Source organism: Streptomyces sp. NPDC031554 (assembly GCF_055580685.1).
Window position 1 is genome coordinate 148456 of the sequence record NZ_JBVIKX010000014.1, and the last position, 13659, is coordinate 162114.

At 74.2% G+C, this 13659-nt stretch carries 14 protein-coding genes; 7 read left to right on the top strand and 7 right to left on the bottom strand.

The window, feature by feature from the left end; all coding sequences use genetic code 11:
• Positions 1-78 precede the first annotated feature (78 nt).
• The 3 genes from ACZ5FU_RS30090 to ACZ5FU_RS30100 are packed head-to-tail and all read left to right on the top strand — an operon-like array spanning position 79 to position 3298.
• Positions 79-1503: a glycosyltransferase family 4 protein gene (locus ACZ5FU_RS30090; RefSeq protein ID WP_451526540.1), complete on the top strand. Its 1425-nt coding sequence runs from the start codon at positions 79-81 to the stop codon at positions 1501-1503.
• A complete protein-coding gene (locus ACZ5FU_RS30095) occupies positions 1497-2231 on the top strand; it encodes a class I SAM-dependent methyltransferase (RefSeq protein WP_451526539.1) in 735 nt (244 codons plus the stop codon). Before ACZ5FU_RS30090 ends, ACZ5FU_RS30095 begins: the two co-directional genes overlap by 7 nt.
• On the top strand, positions 2228-3298 hold the full coding sequence (locus tag ACZ5FU_RS30100; RefSeq protein ID WP_451526538.1) for a prenyltransferase: 1071 nt from the start codon (positions 2228-2230) through the stop codon (positions 3296-3298). Before ACZ5FU_RS30095 ends, ACZ5FU_RS30100 begins: the two co-directional genes overlap by 4 nt.
• 159 nt (positions 3299-3457) lie before the next feature.
• On the opposite strand, the gene ACZ5FU_RS30105 is transcribed toward ACZ5FU_RS30100, so the two are convergent.
• On the bottom strand, positions 3458-3748 hold the full coding sequence (locus ACZ5FU_RS30105) for a hypothetical protein (RefSeq protein ID WP_366060135.1): 291 nt from the start codon (positions 3746-3748) through the stop codon (positions 3458-3460).
• Positions 3749-3897: 149 nt separating this feature from the next.
• Here ACZ5FU_RS30105 and ACZ5FU_RS30110 point away from each other — a divergent pair, with 149 nt between their 5' ends.
• Positions 3898-4485: a hypothetical protein gene (locus ACZ5FU_RS30110; protein WP_469047458.1), complete on the top strand. Its 588-nt coding sequence runs from the start codon at positions 3898-3900 to the stop codon at positions 4483-4485.
• Between the two features lie 203 nt (positions 4486-4688).
• Here the strand turns inward: ACZ5FU_RS30110 and ACZ5FU_RS30115 are convergent, their stop codons facing one another.
• Both ACZ5FU_RS30115 and ACZ5FU_RS30120 read right to left on the bottom strand, forming a co-directional pair.
• Complete coding sequence (locus tag ACZ5FU_RS30115; RefSeq protein WP_451526536.1) at positions 4689-5495, bottom strand: hypothetical protein; 807 nt, start codon at positions 5493-5495, stop codon at positions 4689-4691.
• A 167-nt stretch (positions 5496-5662) separates the two neighbouring features.
• Entirely contained in the window at positions 5663-6601 is a 939-nt protein-coding gene (locus ACZ5FU_RS30120; protein WP_469047459.1) for an N-acetylmuramoyl-L-alanine amidase, read from the bottom strand.
• A gap of 216 nt (positions 6602-6817) precedes the next feature.
• On the opposite strand from ACZ5FU_RS30120, the gene ACZ5FU_RS30125 reads away from it, so the two are divergent.
• A complete protein-coding gene (locus ACZ5FU_RS30125; protein ID WP_451526534.1) occupies positions 6818-8557 on the top strand; it encodes an MFS transporter in 1740 nt (579 codons plus the stop codon).
• Positions 8558-8667: 110 nt separating this feature from the next.
• Complete coding sequence (locus tag ACZ5FU_RS30130; RefSeq protein WP_401478669.1) at positions 8668-9318, top strand: class I SAM-dependent methyltransferase; 651 nt, start codon at positions 8668-8670, stop codon at positions 9316-9318.
• A 119-nt stretch (positions 9319-9437) separates the two neighbouring features.
• Here ACZ5FU_RS30130 and ACZ5FU_RS30135 read toward each other — a convergent pair whose 3' ends face one another.
• Both ACZ5FU_RS30135 and ACZ5FU_RS30140 read right to left on the bottom strand, forming a co-directional pair.
• Complete coding sequence (locus tag ACZ5FU_RS30135; protein ID WP_451526570.1) at positions 9438-10070, bottom strand: response regulator; 633 nt, start codon at positions 10068-10070, stop codon at positions 9438-9440.
• Positions 10071-10075: 5 nt separating this feature from the next.
• Positions 10076-11605 (bottom strand): sensor histidine kinase, encoded by a 1530-nt coding sequence (locus tag ACZ5FU_RS30140; protein ID WP_468837077.1) that lies wholly within the window; start codon positions 11603-11605, stop codon positions 10076-10078.
• A 146-nt stretch (positions 11606-11751) separates the two neighbouring features.
• On the opposite strand from ACZ5FU_RS30140, the gene ACZ5FU_RS30145 reads away from it, so the two are divergent.
• Positions 11752-11889: a hypothetical protein gene (locus ACZ5FU_RS30145; protein WP_468837080.1), complete on the top strand. Its 138-nt coding sequence runs from the start codon at positions 11752-11754 to the stop codon at positions 11887-11889.
• Between the two features lie 135 nt (positions 11890-12024).
• Here the strand turns inward: ACZ5FU_RS30145 and ACZ5FU_RS30150 are convergent, their stop codons facing one another.
• Both ACZ5FU_RS30150 and ACZ5FU_RS30155 read right to left on the bottom strand, forming a co-directional pair.
• Positions 12025-12183: a hypothetical protein gene (locus ACZ5FU_RS30150; RefSeq protein WP_451776398.1), complete on the bottom strand. Its 159-nt coding sequence runs from the start codon at positions 12181-12183 to the stop codon at positions 12025-12027.
• A gap of 94 nt (positions 12184-12277) precedes the next feature.
• Complete coding sequence (locus ACZ5FU_RS30155) at positions 12278-13528, bottom strand: hypothetical protein (RefSeq protein WP_468837083.1); 1251 nt, start codon at positions 13526-13528, stop codon at positions 12278-12280.
• Positions 13529-13659: the final 131 nt, after the last annotated feature.

Consider the following 13659-nt stretch of genomic DNA (forward strand, 5'->3'; position numbering starts at 1 on the left):
CGATCAAGTCTGAAACTTGTTCTAGATTAGCGTCCCGTCGTAGTCTCGCGGGACAGTGCAGGCAGAAGGGGGCCCGGAGTGACCGCTGAGGCCAGTCAGGCGGGGTCCCAGGACCTCGCCGCGGACGGCGGGCGACCGCTCGACATCGCGCTCCTCACCTACAAGGGGAACCCGTTCTGCGGCGGCCAGGGCGTCTACGTCCGCCACCTCTCGCGCGAACTGGCCCGGCTCGGCCACCGCGTCGAGGTCATCGGCTCCCAGCCCTACCCCGTCCTCGACGAGGGCCACGACGACCGGCTCTCCCTCACCGAGCTGCCCAGTCTGGACCTCTACCGCCAGCCCGACCCCTTCCGCACCCCGAAGCGCGACGAGTACCGCGACTGGGTCGACGCCCTCGAAGTGGCGACGATGTGGACCGGCGGCTTCCCCGAACCGCTGACCTTCTCCCTGCGCGCCCGCCGCCATCTGCGCGCCCGCCGCGGCGAGTTCGACGTCGTGCACGACAACCAGACCCTCGGCTACGGCCTGCTGGGCGACATCGGCGCCCCCCTGGTCACCACCATCCACCACCCCATCACCGTCGACCGGCAGCTGGAGCTGGACGCCGCCGAGGGCTGGAAGCGGCGCGCCTCGGTGCGCCGCTGGTACGCCTTCACCCGCATGCAGAAGCGCGTCGCCCGCCGCCTGCCGTCCGTGCTCACCGTCTCCGGGACCTCCCGCCAGGAGATCGTCGACCACCTCGGGGTCCGCGACGACCGCATCCGCGTCGTCCACATCGGCGCCGACACCGACCTGTTCGCGCCCGATCCGTCGGTGCCCGTCGTGCCGGGCCGCATCGTCACGACGTCCAGCGCCGACGTGCCGCTCAAGGGCCTGGTCTTCCTCGTCGAGGCGCTGGCCAAGGTCCGTACCGAGCACCCGGACGCCCACCTCGTCGTCGTCGGCAAGCGCCCGCAGGAGGGCCCCGTCGCCGCCGCGGTGGAGCGCTACGGCCTCGAGGGCGCCATCGAGTTCGTCAAGGGCATCTCCGACGCCGAACTCGTCGACCTGGTCCGCTCGGCGGAGGTCGCCTGCGTGCCCTCCCTCTACGAGGGCTTCTCGCTGCCGGCCGCGGAGGCCATGGCGACCGGCACCCCGCTCGTGGCCACCACCGGCGGCGCCACCCCCGAGGTCGCGGGCCCCGACGGGGAGACCTGCCTGGCCGTGCCGCCGGGCGACGCGGGAGCGCTGGCCGCCGCGCTGGGCCGGCTGCTCGGCGACCCGCGGCTGCGGGCCCGGCTGGGCGCGGCCGGACGCCGACGGGTGCTGGAGCGGTTCACCTGGGCGCGCGCCGCCGAAGGCACCGTCGAGCGGTACCGCGAGGCCGTCGAGCGCGCCGCCGGCGGACGCCCTTCCGGCGCACGGCCGGCGGCCCCCCGTACCTCCGCCCCCGTCTCCCCACCCGCGGACGTCGTCCCCGACGCCGGCGCCGCATCCGATCGCGAAAGCAGGGCCACGTGCTGACCGTCGACTTCTCCCGGTTCCCGCTCGCCCCGGGCGACCGCGTCCTGGACCTCGGCTGCGGGGCGGGACGCCACGCCTTCGAGTGTTACCGGCGCGGCGCCCAGGTCGTGGCGCTGGACCGGAACGGCGAGGAGATCCGCGAGGTCGCCAAGTGGTTCGCGGCGATGAAGGAGGCGGGCGAGGCCCCCGAGGGCGCCACCGCGACCGCCATGGAGGGCGACGCCCTCGCGCTGCCCTTCCCCGACGAGTCCTTCGACGTCGTCATCATCTCCGAGGTGATGGAGCACATCCCCGACGACAAGGGCGTCCTCGCCGAGATGGTGCGGGTCCTCAGGCCCGGCGGCCGCATCGCGATCACCGTCCCGCGCTACGGACCCGAGAAGGTCTGCTGGACCCTGTCCGACGCCTACCACGAGGTCGAGGGCGGCCACATCCGCATCTACAAGGCGGACGAACTGCTCGCCAGGATCCGCGAGGCCGGCCTGCGGCCGTACGGCAGCCACCACGCCCACGCGCTGCACTCGCCGTACTGGTGGCTGAAGTGCGCGTTCGGCGTCGACAACGACAAGGCGCTGCCGGTGCGGGCGTACCACAAGCTGCTGGTCTGGGACATCATGAAGAAGCCGCTGGCGACCCGGGTCGCCGAGCAGGCGCTGAACCCGCTGATCGGCAAGAGCTTCGTGGCGTACGCGACCAAGCCCCACCTGCCCCGGGTGGACGCCAAGTGACCACTCCCCGGACGGAACACCTGGTCCTGCCCGGGGTCCTCACCGCCGAGCAGGCCGTCGAGACCGTCCGCGGCATCCTGGCCGAGCAGCGGGAGGACGGCGCCATCCCGTGGTTCCGCGGGCACCACCTCGACCCGTGGGACCACACCGAGGCCGCGATGGCGCTGGACGCGGCGGGCGAGCACGAGGCCGCCGAGCGGGCCTACGCATGGCTCGCCCGGCACCAGAACGAGGACGGCTCCTGGTACGCCGCCTACGCCGACGGCGACTTCGCCGACGTCACCGACCGCGGCCGGGAGACCAACTTCGTCGCCTACGTCGCCGTCGGCGTCTGGCACCACTACCTGTCCACCGGCGACGACACCTTCCTGGACCGCATGTGGCCGGTCGTCCACGCGGCGGTCGAGTACGTGCTGCGGCTCCAGCAGAGCGGCGGGCAGATCGGCTGGCGCCGCGACGACGACGGCACGCCCACCGCGGACGCGCTGCTGACCGGCTCCTCCTCCGTCCACCACGCGCTGCGCTGCGCCCTGGCCGTCGCCGAGCAGCGCGAGGAACCGCAGCCGGACTGGGAGCTGGCGGCGGGCGCGCTCAGGCACGCCGTCCGCCGGCACCCGGAGCGGTTCCTGGACAAGTCCCGCTACTCCATGGACTGGTACTACCCGGTCCTCGGCGGCGCGCTCACCGGCGTGGAGGCCAAGGCCCGCATCGAGGAGATGTGGGACCGGTTCGTCGTGCCGGGGCTCGGCGTGCGCTGTGTCGTGCCCAACCCGTGGGTGACCGGCGGGGAGTCGGCCGAACTCGCCCTGGCGCTCTGGGCGGTGGGCGAGTCCGACCGGGCGCTGGAGATCCTCCAGTGGATCCAGCGGCTGCGCGACCCGGAGTCCGGGCTGTACTGGACGGGGTACGTCTTCGACGACGCGGCCCTGTGGCCGCAGGAGCTGACGACGTGGACCGCCGGGTCGCTGCTGCTCGCGGTCGCCGCGCTGGGCGGACACGAGGCGACCTGCGCGGTGTTCGGCGGCGACCGCCTGCCGACGGGACTGGATCCCGACTGCTGCGACTGAGACGGTCGCCGGCGGGGACGCCCCCGCCGGGTGAGAGGGACGCCCCGCCCGGCTAGGAGGCGCCCCCTTCGGGCGAGAGGGGCGCCCCGCCGGCCGAAGCGGCGCCGGACCCCGCGTCCGCGGTGTGGTCCGCCGGACGGACGCCGGGCCCGCCGCGGGTCAGTGGCGGACCCGGTTCGCGATCGCGTGTCCGACGAACAGGTACACGACCGCCGCCAGGCCGTAGCCCGCCACGACCCTCGCCCACGCCTCGTCGAACGTGAACAGGTCGTACGACCAGCCCGCCAGCCAGCGGGCGACGTCGTGCACGAACTGCACGAGTTCGTTGCCGCGGTTGGCGTCCAGGAGATACATGACGATCCAGAGGCCCAGGATGAAGGCCATCACGTCGGCGACGACGGCGATGACCGTGCCTGCCGAATGCGCACCGTTACGGTATCGAGGGGACATGAGGAGCGGCTTGCCGCTCGTGACGGGATGAAACACGGCCGGTCCACGACTTCTCCATTCTCCTTGCGCCGGCTTGGAGTTGTGCCTTCCGGAAGACGGTGTCCGAGGGGTCCCCGATGATCCCGCCCCCTTGAGTGGCAGGAGGGCCGTTGTCACACTCCGCAACGCCGGCGATCGACGAGCCGAGACTCGGCACGCGCCGGGTCGGCCGTCGCCGGGTGCCCCGCCACGTCGTCGTCGCCCCGCCGCGCATGGCCGGAGCCCGCCGGGAGGTCGCCGGGGAACGCGTCACCGCCCACCTCCGGCAGAACACCCCGATCACGGTGATCCGGCTGCTGACGGACACCATGCGCAAGGAGGACGTCGTCGTGGAGACCGGCCTCACCACCGGCGTCGCCACCCCGGACCGCGCGCTCGCCGACACCCTCGCCGACCGGGGCGGCGACCGCGGCGTGCCGCTGACGGCCGTCGGCGTCGGCTCGGCGTTCGTCCCGGTCACCGGCCTGTTCACCGCCCGCCGCGCCTCCGACGGCGACATCGTGCTGTCCGCCCGGTACGGCACCGCGGATCCGGCCGCGCGGGTACGGATCACCTGCGAGGCGGCCGGGGTCCGCGAGGGCTTCCAGAACGCCGAGTACGTCACCGGGCAGTTCCAGGCCCGCTGCCTCGGCAGGGTGCCGACCTGGAACCGCGAGCGCGGCGGACTGACGCTGAACCCGATCGCGGTCCTCCTCTGAGGACCTCCTCCCCTCCGGAGGCCTCCGCCTTTCCGGAGGCCTCCGCCCCGAAGAAGTCCCCTGCCCCGAAGAAGTCCCCTGCCCCGCAAAGGAGTCGGGTCCGGCCGGGACGCCTGGCCCGGGGAACGGGCGACGGCACGGCGACGGCCCCCCGCCCGCAGGGGCAGGGGGCCGTGAGGCGCGAGGGGGCAGGGGGCGAGGACTCAGCCGCGCTGGATGCCGGAGGTGTCGCGCAGCACGCCGCGCCGGCCGTCCTGGGTCTGCGCCACCAGACCCTGGGCGCCCTGCTCGACGGCCAGGTACCAGGTGCCGGGCGCCAGTTCGGCGATCGGCATGGGCGCGCCGTCCTCCGCGTACAGCGGACGCGGCACCGGCACGGCGAACCAGAACGGCGAGAAGTCGGCGGCCGGCGGCTGAGCCGGAGCCGGCTGACCGCCCGCGAACGGCGGCTGGCCCGGCTGCTGGCCCTGCTGCGGCTGCCCGCCGAACGACGGCTGCTGCGCGCCCGGGTAGCCGTAGCCACCGGGCGGCTGCGCGCCGTAGGGCAGCGGCGCCGGCGGCTTCGGGGCCGGGATCAGCGCGGCCTGCAGCGCCGGGACCACGGCGGTGGCGACGGCGCCGCCGGCCAGCACGAGCGTCGCGATGAAGCCGAGGATGAGACCGGCCCCCCGCTCCACGTCCGCGCTGCCGAAGGTGTCGCTGAACGCGCCCAGCGGGTCGATGATCGACCAGAAGGCCGTCCACGCGGCGAACACCGTCAGCGCGACCCCGAGCTGCCCGAGGTCCAGGCCGACGATCCTGCGCGGCTGCGGCAGCGCGCGGGCGAGGACGATCAGGGCCGCACCGATGATGCCGCCGACGTACATGCTCATCAGCAGACCGAGGTTGTCCCAGGCGGTGGGGACGTCGCTGCCGGAGCCGTCGAACGTGTCCAGGAACGACGCGATGAACAGCAATACCGCTGCTCCGATCACCACGCCGTCGCCTCGAGTGAGGGAGCGGATATTCACTTCAGGTCCTTCGTCAGTCGTCTCGTCGTCGATACACGCATCGGTAGAGGCGTCGCTGTCACCATGGCGCCGTCGGGCCCGGGTGGGAAGCGCGGGGGCGGCCCCTCATCGCGGGGACGACACTATCGTCCACACGATCGGACTGTCCCCGGGGATCCGCGCGTCGGTCACCGTCCGCGCAGGAAACTCACGATTCCCTCAGAGATCCCCCGGGCCGCCTCCTGCCGCCAGGCGCCGCTGGTGAGCAGTGCCGCGTCCTTGCCGTCACGCATGTTCCCGCACTCGACGAACACCTTGGGAACCGTTGACAGATTGAGACCGCCCAGGTCCTCACGCGTGACGAGACCGGTGCCGTCCCCGACGTAGTTCGAGGGCGAGGTGTCCGTGGCGGCCGCGAAACCGGTGGCGATCAGTTCTCCGAGTTCCCGTGAAGGGGCCACGATCGCACGGGTGTCGGCGGCGCCCGAGTGCACCGCGCCCGGCAGGATCACGTGGAAGCCGCGCTGCCCGGCGCCCGCTCCGTCGGCGTGCACCGACACGACGGCGTCCGCACGGGCCGCGTTGCCGATCCGGGCCCGCTCGTCGATACAGGGCCCGTAGGGCCGGTCGGCGTCCTGCGTCAACTTCACGGTGGCGCCCTGCCGTTCCAGCAGGGTGCGCAGCCGGTGCGCCACGTCGAGGGTGAACGCGGCCTCGCTGTAACCGGAGTCGGTGGCGGTGCCGGTGGTGTCGCACTCCTTCTCGTGGGTGCCGATGTCCACCTGCCGGTTGATCTCGGCCGTGTGCGCGGAGTTGGCGGGGTTGTGTCCCGGGTCGATGACGACGACCCTGCCCGCGAGGGACCCGGCGCCGCCGGACGCGGACGCCGTCGGGGACTGCGCGGCCGAGGCGCCCGGGCCGTCGCCGGCCGGGGGCGTCCCTCCGGCGCGGGAGGCCGCCCCCGCGGCCCTGCCGGGCCCGCTCTCCTGCGACCCGCCCAGCGCCTCCCACGCCAGCCAGCCGAGCAGCGCGCCCGGCACGAGGACGGCGAGCAGCACGGTGAGCGTGCGCCGCAGCGGAGAGCGGCGAGGACGCGGGGGATCGAAGTCAGGACCTACGTACGACACGCCTGCCACCCTAGGGCCTGGCGTCACCTTCCCGCCCGCCCGCGCCTCCCGGGCCGGAGCGGCCGTCCGCGCTCCTGTTCCCCAAGAGAAGGTCAAGATTTCGTTAGTGTGCCGAAGCATCGGAATAGTTGCTCATGCATACGAGGTTCAGGTGACACGTACCCGCACGGTTCAGCCGTCCGCCCGTCCACCCCTCAGGCCTGGAGGCCTCGCTTCATGACGCACACGTCGACCGACCGGCCCGGACGCAGAGCGGGCGGTGCCGTCGTCCCGGTGCTCGCCTTCGCGGGCATCGTGGTCGCGGTGATGCAGACCCTGCTGGTACCGGTCATCAAGGACCTGCCGCAGCTGCTGGACACCGCCCCCAGCAACGCCACCTGGGTCCTCACCTCGACCCTGCTGTCCGGCGCCGTCGCCACGCCGATCATGGGCCGCCTCGGCGACCTGTACGGCAAGCGGCGCACCCTGATCCTCAGCCTCGCCGTGATGGTCGTCGGCGCCCTGGTCAGCGCCCTCACCAGCGACCTGCTCACCATGATCGTCGGCCGTACCCTCCAGGGCTTCGCGATGGGCGCGATACCGCTCGGCATCGGCCTGATGCGCGACATGCTGCCCCGCGAGAAGCTCGGCTCGGCGATGGCCCTGATGAGCTCCTCCATCGGCGTCGGCGGCGGCCTCGCCCTGCCCGCCGCGGCCCTCGTCGCCCAGCACGCCGACTGGCACGCCCTCTTCTACGGCGCCGCCGGCCTCGGCGTCCTCGCCATCGTCCTCACCCTGCTCGTCGTCCCCGAGTCCCCGGCCCGCGCCGAGGGCTCCTTCGACCTGCCGGGCGCACTCGGCCTCTCCGCCGGCCTGGTGCTGTTCCTGCTGCCGATCACCAAGGGCAGCGACTGGGGCTGGTCCTCGGGCACCACGCTCGGTCTGTTCGCCGCCTCCGTCGTCGTGCTCCTGCTGTGGGGGCTGATGGAGCTGCGCGTCAAGGCACCGCTGGTCGACCTGCGCACCAGCGCCCGCCCGGCGGTCCTGTTCACCAACCTCGCCTCGATCATGGTCGGCGTCTCCTTCTACGTCGTCTCCCTCGTCCTGCCCCAGCTCCTCCAGCTGCCGAGGAGCACCGGCTACGGCCTCGGCCAGTCGATGGTCAGCGCCGGTCTCCTGGTGGCCCCGCTCGGACTGACGATGATGATCACCGCGCCGGTCTACGCCCGCCTCTCCGCCAAGTACGGCCCCAAGACCACCCTGATCCTCGGCCTGCTGATCATCGCGATCGGCTACGGCGCCGGCCTCGGCCTGATGGGCGCCGCCTGGCAGAGCCTCGTCATCGCGGTCGTCCTGGGCGCGGGCATCGGCCTCGCCTACTCCTCGCTCCCCGCGCTGATCGTCGGCGCCGTCCCGGCCTCGGAGACGGGCGCCGCCAACGGCCTCAACACCCTCATGCGGTCCATCGGCACGTCGGTCTCCAGCGCCGTCATCGGCATGGTGCTGGCCGACACCGCGAACGACGTCGGCGGCGTGGCCGTCCCGACCATGCACGGCTTCCGGGTCTCCTTCCTGATCGCCACCGCGGCCGTCGCCGTGGGCCTGGTCCTCGCCCTGTTCCTGCCCCGCCGCACCCCCGCGGCGACGCCGCAGCTGCGTGCCAGCAGCGAGGAGGACGCCAACCTGGCCCGCGCCGAGGCGGTCCTGAGGGGCTTCCGGGGCCGGGTCCTGGACGCCGGCGGCGCCCCCGTCGCCCACGCCAAGGTCACCCTCATCGACCACCGCGGCCGCCAGGCCGGCGCCACCCTGTCGCAGGCGGACGGCAGTTACGCCGTCGCCGTCCCGGCCCGTGGCTCCTACGTCCTCGCCGCCAGGGCCACCGGCCACGGCCCCCTCGCGTCCGCCGCGACCCACGCCGGCGGCGAGCACCCGGTCGACCTGGACCTGGCCCTGCCGGGTGACACGGTCACCGCCTGACCGGCACGGCCACCGCGCGCCCCGCGCGCCCCGCACCCCCCGTCGCTCCTTCGGCGGGGGGTGCGGCACCATGGGCGGGCGCAGACGCACGTACGACCGGAAGGACCCCCATGCCCGCGGCACCCGAGCCCGAGATCCTGGCCGCGTTCGAGGCCGCGAAGGGGTTCATGCCCCTCGACGAGGGACTCGCGCTGTACGCCGCCGCCGTGGAGGCGGCCGGTCTGGGGCTGCCGCTCCTGGAGGTCGGCACCTACTGCGGCCGTTCGACGATCCTGCTCGCGGACGCCGCCCGGCGGGCCGGGGTCACCGCGCTCACCCTCGACCACCACCGGGGCAGCGAGGAGCAGCAGCCCGGCTGGGAGTACCACGACCCGGAGACCGTCGACCCCGAGATCGGCCTGATGGACACCCTGCCCGCCTTCCGCCGCACCCTGCACCGGGCCGGCCTCGAGGAGCACGTGGTGGCGCTGGTCGGCCGGTCCCCGCAGATCGCCGCCTTCTGGAACTCGCCCCTCGGCCTGGTCTTCGTCGACGGCGGCCACACCGACGAGCACGCCGGCTCCGACTACGAGGGCTGGGCCCCGCACGTCGCCGAGGGCGGCCTGCTCGTCATCCACGACGTCTTCCCGGACCCGGCCGACGAGTTCACCGGCCAGGCCCCCTACCGCGTCTACCTGCGCGCCCTGGAGTCCGGCGCCTTCACGGAGGTCTCGGACACCGGCTCCCTGCGCGTCCTGCGCCGCACGGGCCCCGGCCTCTAGAACCGCGCCCGGCGGTCAGGGCCGCGCCGCGGTCCCCTGCCCCTGCCCTTGCCCCTGTCTGTACCTCTGTCCGTGTCCGCCGCGGCGTGCGGGCATCGCGCCGACCGGGTGCGCGCCGCTCACAGCCAGCCCTGGTGGAGCGCCACGCGCGTCGCCTCCGCACGGTTGCGGGTGCCCGTCTTGCCGATGGCCGCGGAGAGGTAGTTGCGGACCGTCGACTCCGACAGGTGCAGCGTCGCGGCGACGTCGGCGACCGTCGCGCCGTCGGCGGACGCCCTGAGGACCTCGCACTCGCGGGCCGTCAGCGGGCTGGGCCCCACGCTGAGCGCGGCGGCCGCCAGGGCCGGATCGACCACCGTCTCCCCGGTCAGCACCCGGCGGATCGCGACCGCCAGTTCCTCCACCGGCCCGTCCTTCACCAGGAACCCGGCGGCCCCGGCCTCCATGGCCCGCCGCAGATAGCCCGGCCGGCCGAAGGTGGTGAGGATCAGCACCCGGCAGTCGGGCGCCTGCGCGCGCAGCTCGGCGGCGGCGTCCAGGCCGCTCATGCCGGGCAGTTCGATGTCGAGGAGGGCGATGTCCGGGCGGTGCAGGAGGACGGCGTCCACGATCGCGTCCCCGGTGCCCACCTGCGCCACCACCTCGATGTCCGGCTCCAGCCCCAGCAGCAGGGCCAGCGCCCCGCGCATCATGCCCTGGTCCTCCGCGAGCAGGACCCTGACGGACGGGGCGGGACGATGGTCACGGGGCATCTCGTTCACGGCCTCAGGGTAGGTCCGGCGGGCCCGGACGGCACCGCCCCGGCCACCGGCTCCACCGCGGAGGAGGCAGGACCCGCCCCGCTCCGGTACGGCCGCGGCCCGCCGCCGGCTCCCGTCGCCCCGTCGTCCCGGCGGGCCCGACCCCGGTCCGACGCCCCACGGGGCTGCCCGGCCCCGCCGTGCCCCGCCGTCCCGTGAGCCTGCCGCGCCGCCCCGGCCTCCTCCGCTCCGTGCGCCTGCGGCGCGTCGGCCGGGAGTTCCGCCGTGACCGTGAAGCCGCCGTCCGGACCCGGGCCCGCCGTCAGGAAGCCGCCCGCCGCCGCGAGGCGCTCGCGCAGACCGGTCAGCCCGGTGCCCCAACCGATCGCGCGCGAGGGGGCACCCGTGACGGAACCGTCCGTGCCGGAGCCGTCCGGGCCGAGAACGTCCGTGCCGGGGCCGCCCTCCCCGCCGGATCCGCCCGTACCTCTGCCGTCGTCGGTGACCGTCAGCCGCGCTCGCCCGGCCGTGCCCGACACGGTGATCTCGCAGCGTCCGGCTCCGCTGTGGCGGACCACGTTGGTGACCGCCTCGCGCACCACCCAGCCCAGCAGGGCCGCCGTCCGCGGGGCGTGCGCCGGGCCCGACCGGCCGACCACGGGCTCGACACCCGCCGCCGCCAGGACCGAACGGGCCCGGTCCAGTTCGCCGGCGAGACTGCCCTCGCGGTACCCGGTGACCGCCTCGCGGATCTCCGTCAGCGCCTGGCGGCCCACCGCCTCTATGTCCATGACCTGGGCGAGGGCCGCGTCGAGATCGCGCTCCGCGAGCCGCCGGACCGCCTCCGACTTCACCACGATCACCGACAGGGTGTGCCCGAGCAGGTCGTGCAGGTCGCGGGAGAACCGCAGCCGCTCCTCCTCGACCGCACGCCGGGCCAACTCCTCACGGGCGGCCCGCAACTGCCGTACCGCCTCGGTCAGGGACAGGATCGCGGCCGTCACCATCGTCGACAGGAAGGTGCCGTACGCGATGTTCACCGCGTCGCTCCAGCCGTTGCGGTACATGGCGGCGGCCCCGGCGACCAGCGCCAGTCCGATGCCGGCCGGCACCAGCCGGCGTCCTCGCGTGTTCGCGCCGACGGCCAGTCCCAGCAGGGGGAAGAAGCTCAGCCAGCTGCCGCCGTAGCCGAGTGCCAGGGCGCAGGTGACGAGCGCCATGAGCACCAGGGCCAGCCGTGTCGGGAGAGCCTCGCGCTTCTCCCGGACGAAGCTGCGGAACACGACGTAGATGTACAGGGAGTTGAAGGTCAGCACTCCGAGGCCGCCGATCCAGGGGTTGGCCTCGCCCTGGAGGAGGTTCGAGAAGGCCCCCATGCCGAGCAGCAGCCACGGCAGCAGGGAGTAGCCGGACGGTGCCGGGCCCGGGTGCTCCGGCGCCTCACCCGTCCTGCGCCACTCCCGCATCGCGTCCCGGTCGCGGGCCCGCTCGGCCTTGTGCCGCACGTGCGCCTGCCACCGGCAGGCCACCCACTGCTTCCCGCGCATCACGGTCCCCCTTCGCCGTCCCGCCGTGGGCCCTCGCCCACCACTTCGACGCTACGCACCCGCCCCGGCCCTCGGGCAGATGCGGCTGTACGGACCCGGGCAGGACAAATGTCACGGGTGACGGCCTCCAGGCGTCGCGACACGTCGTGCCGACGGCCCGTCAGGAGCCTTCACAGGAGCCGGGCGCCGGGCTGTACAAGGGGCGGGGGTCCGGCTGCACGGAGGGCGCCGTGGAGCGGGGCGACGTGCCCGTGCTCGCCGACACGATCGTCGAACGCACCTGAGCATGTCGAAAAGTGTCAACACGCCCGAACTCGCCTGAGCGTGCCCGAAGGCCTCCGAAGCGGCCGGGAGCGGCCGGGGGAACAGCCGTGGGCCCGGTCCGCCGGAGTGGCGGACCGGGCCCACGGACATGACCGTCAGACAGCGGCGCCGGCCTTCTCCTCGGCCGGCTTGCGGTGCCGGCCGAGGGGAGCGGACTCGCCGTCGTGGGACGAGACCGGGCCCCGGTGCCGGCCGTGACCGGTGTCCTCCTGCGTGTCGGTGGACCGCGGCTGCATCGTGCTTGTGTCGCTCATCGGAAGTGTTCACCCCGTCAACATGATCTTTTTCAGCCGGGAGAGTTTATCCGGCGGACCTCGGGGTGGATCCAGGCGGCCGCGCCGACCGCCGCTACTTCGTTACCAACCCTGCCAGGGGCGCCTGTTGGAGCGGCACGGGCCGGGAGGCGACAGGTTCCGGAGGTTCCGGTTCCAGGCCTTCGGCGGCGGCGTGCGGGACGTCCTCGGCGGTGCCGCCCGGCCACCGCTCCGCACGCGCGAACGGCACGGTCGCCCCCTGCTCCGCACGCGCGGCCGGCACGGTCACTCCTCCCTGCTCCCCCGGCTCCGCACGCGCGCCCGGCACCACCACCCGCGCGACCCCGCAGGGCTCCGCCTCCGTCGCGTACGGCAGCCGCAGCACCCCGTCCTCCGTCCACAGGCCGCTGCCCACCAGCCAGCCCCGCGGCGCCGCGACCTCGCGCAACCGCCGGTCCGCCGGACGCCACACCCCGACCCGGCTCCCGAACGGACCGTCGACGCGGAGGGCCACCGCACAGCTCTCCGGCGCCAGCACCTGGCCCGGCTGGACCGCGAACGGCGTCAGCACGTGACCGGCGAGCCGCAGCGACCGGGGGAAATGCACCGGCAGGGTGCTGCCCAGCACCCCCCAGCCGAGCCGGGGCTCACCGGGCGACGGCGCGTCCGAGCTGATCAGGACCAGTCCGCTGTCCGGGGCGGCCAGCAGCAGCCGGTCGTCGCTGCCGGCGGTGATCTGCAGCAGCGGGGACACCTCGCCGCCCCGCTCCAGGTCCACCACGACCGTCTTGGTGCGGCCGTCCGCCTCACGGTCCAGGGCCAGCATGCGGCCGGTCCGGTCCAGCCACACCCCGCCCGAGCAGCGGCCCGGGATCTCGGCGAGGTGCTCGGGCCCGAAGGCGCCGCCCGCCACCAGCCACAGCGCCGTCGAGCGCCGGCCCACGGCGACGGCGTACGCCCGCCGCCCGCAGGGTGCCGGGGGCAGCAGCCGCAGGACGGTCTCCGCGTCCGGGCACTCGACCGCGCCCAGCGGCAGCTCACCCGTGCCGGGGCCGGTCGGGTACAGCAGGGAGAAGGCGTGCCGCCCCTGCGAGAACCGGCGGATCAGGACCCGCCCGTCGGCCATCGGCTGCACCTCCGTGCCGGGCTCCTCCGGCTGGTGGGCGGGCAGCGGCACGGCGTACGGCTCGGGGCCGTCCAGCGTCCAGCGCTCCGGGAACCAGGACTCGCCGTCGCGGGCGAGACGCGCGGCGTACGTGCCGTCCGCAGTGATCGCGCAGGGCGCGTGCGGCGTCCGGTCGTCGTCCCCGGTCTCCGCGGTGGGTTCGATCGCACAGGCCGTCATCGTTCGGTCACCTCCGGCGACGAAGCTAGTTTTCGTACGCACGGGCGGGGCGTCGGCGAGCGGGGACTTCGCTCGTACGAGTGGCGCAGAAGCGATTCTGCGCCGGGCGTTGTGAGAGGTGTGCATGGGCT

Bases quoted from the DNA above. Each gene is read 5' to 3' on its own strand.
- ACZ5FU_RS30130 (WP_401478669.1), top strand. From the start codon at position 8,668: ATGCCCGCGGCACCCGAGCCCGAGATCCTGGCCGCGTTCGAGGCCGCG.
- ACZ5FU_RS30150 (WP_451776398.1), bottom strand. From the start codon at position 12,183: ATGAGCGACACAAGCACGATGCAGCCGCGGTCCACCGACACGCAGGAG.
- ACZ5FU_RS30135 (WP_451526570.1), bottom strand. From the start codon at position 10,070: ATGCCCCGTGACCATCGTCCCGCCCCGTCCGTCAGGGTCCTGCTCGCG.
- ACZ5FU_RS30105 (WP_366060135.1), bottom strand. From the start codon at position 3,748: ATGTCCCCTCGATACCGTAACGGTGCGCATTCGGCAGGCACGGTCATC.
- ACZ5FU_RS30125 (WP_451526534.1), top strand. From the start codon at position 6,818: ATGACGCACACGTCGACCGACCGGCCCGGACGCAGAGCGGGCGGTGCC.
- ACZ5FU_RS30155 (WP_468837083.1), bottom strand. From the start codon at position 13,528: ATGACGGCCTGTGCGATCGAACCCACCGCGGAGACCGGGGACGACGAC.
- ACZ5FU_RS30140 (WP_468837077.1), bottom strand. From the start codon at position 11,605: ATGCGCGGGAAGCAGTGGGTGGCCTGCCGGTGGCAGGCGCACGTGCGG.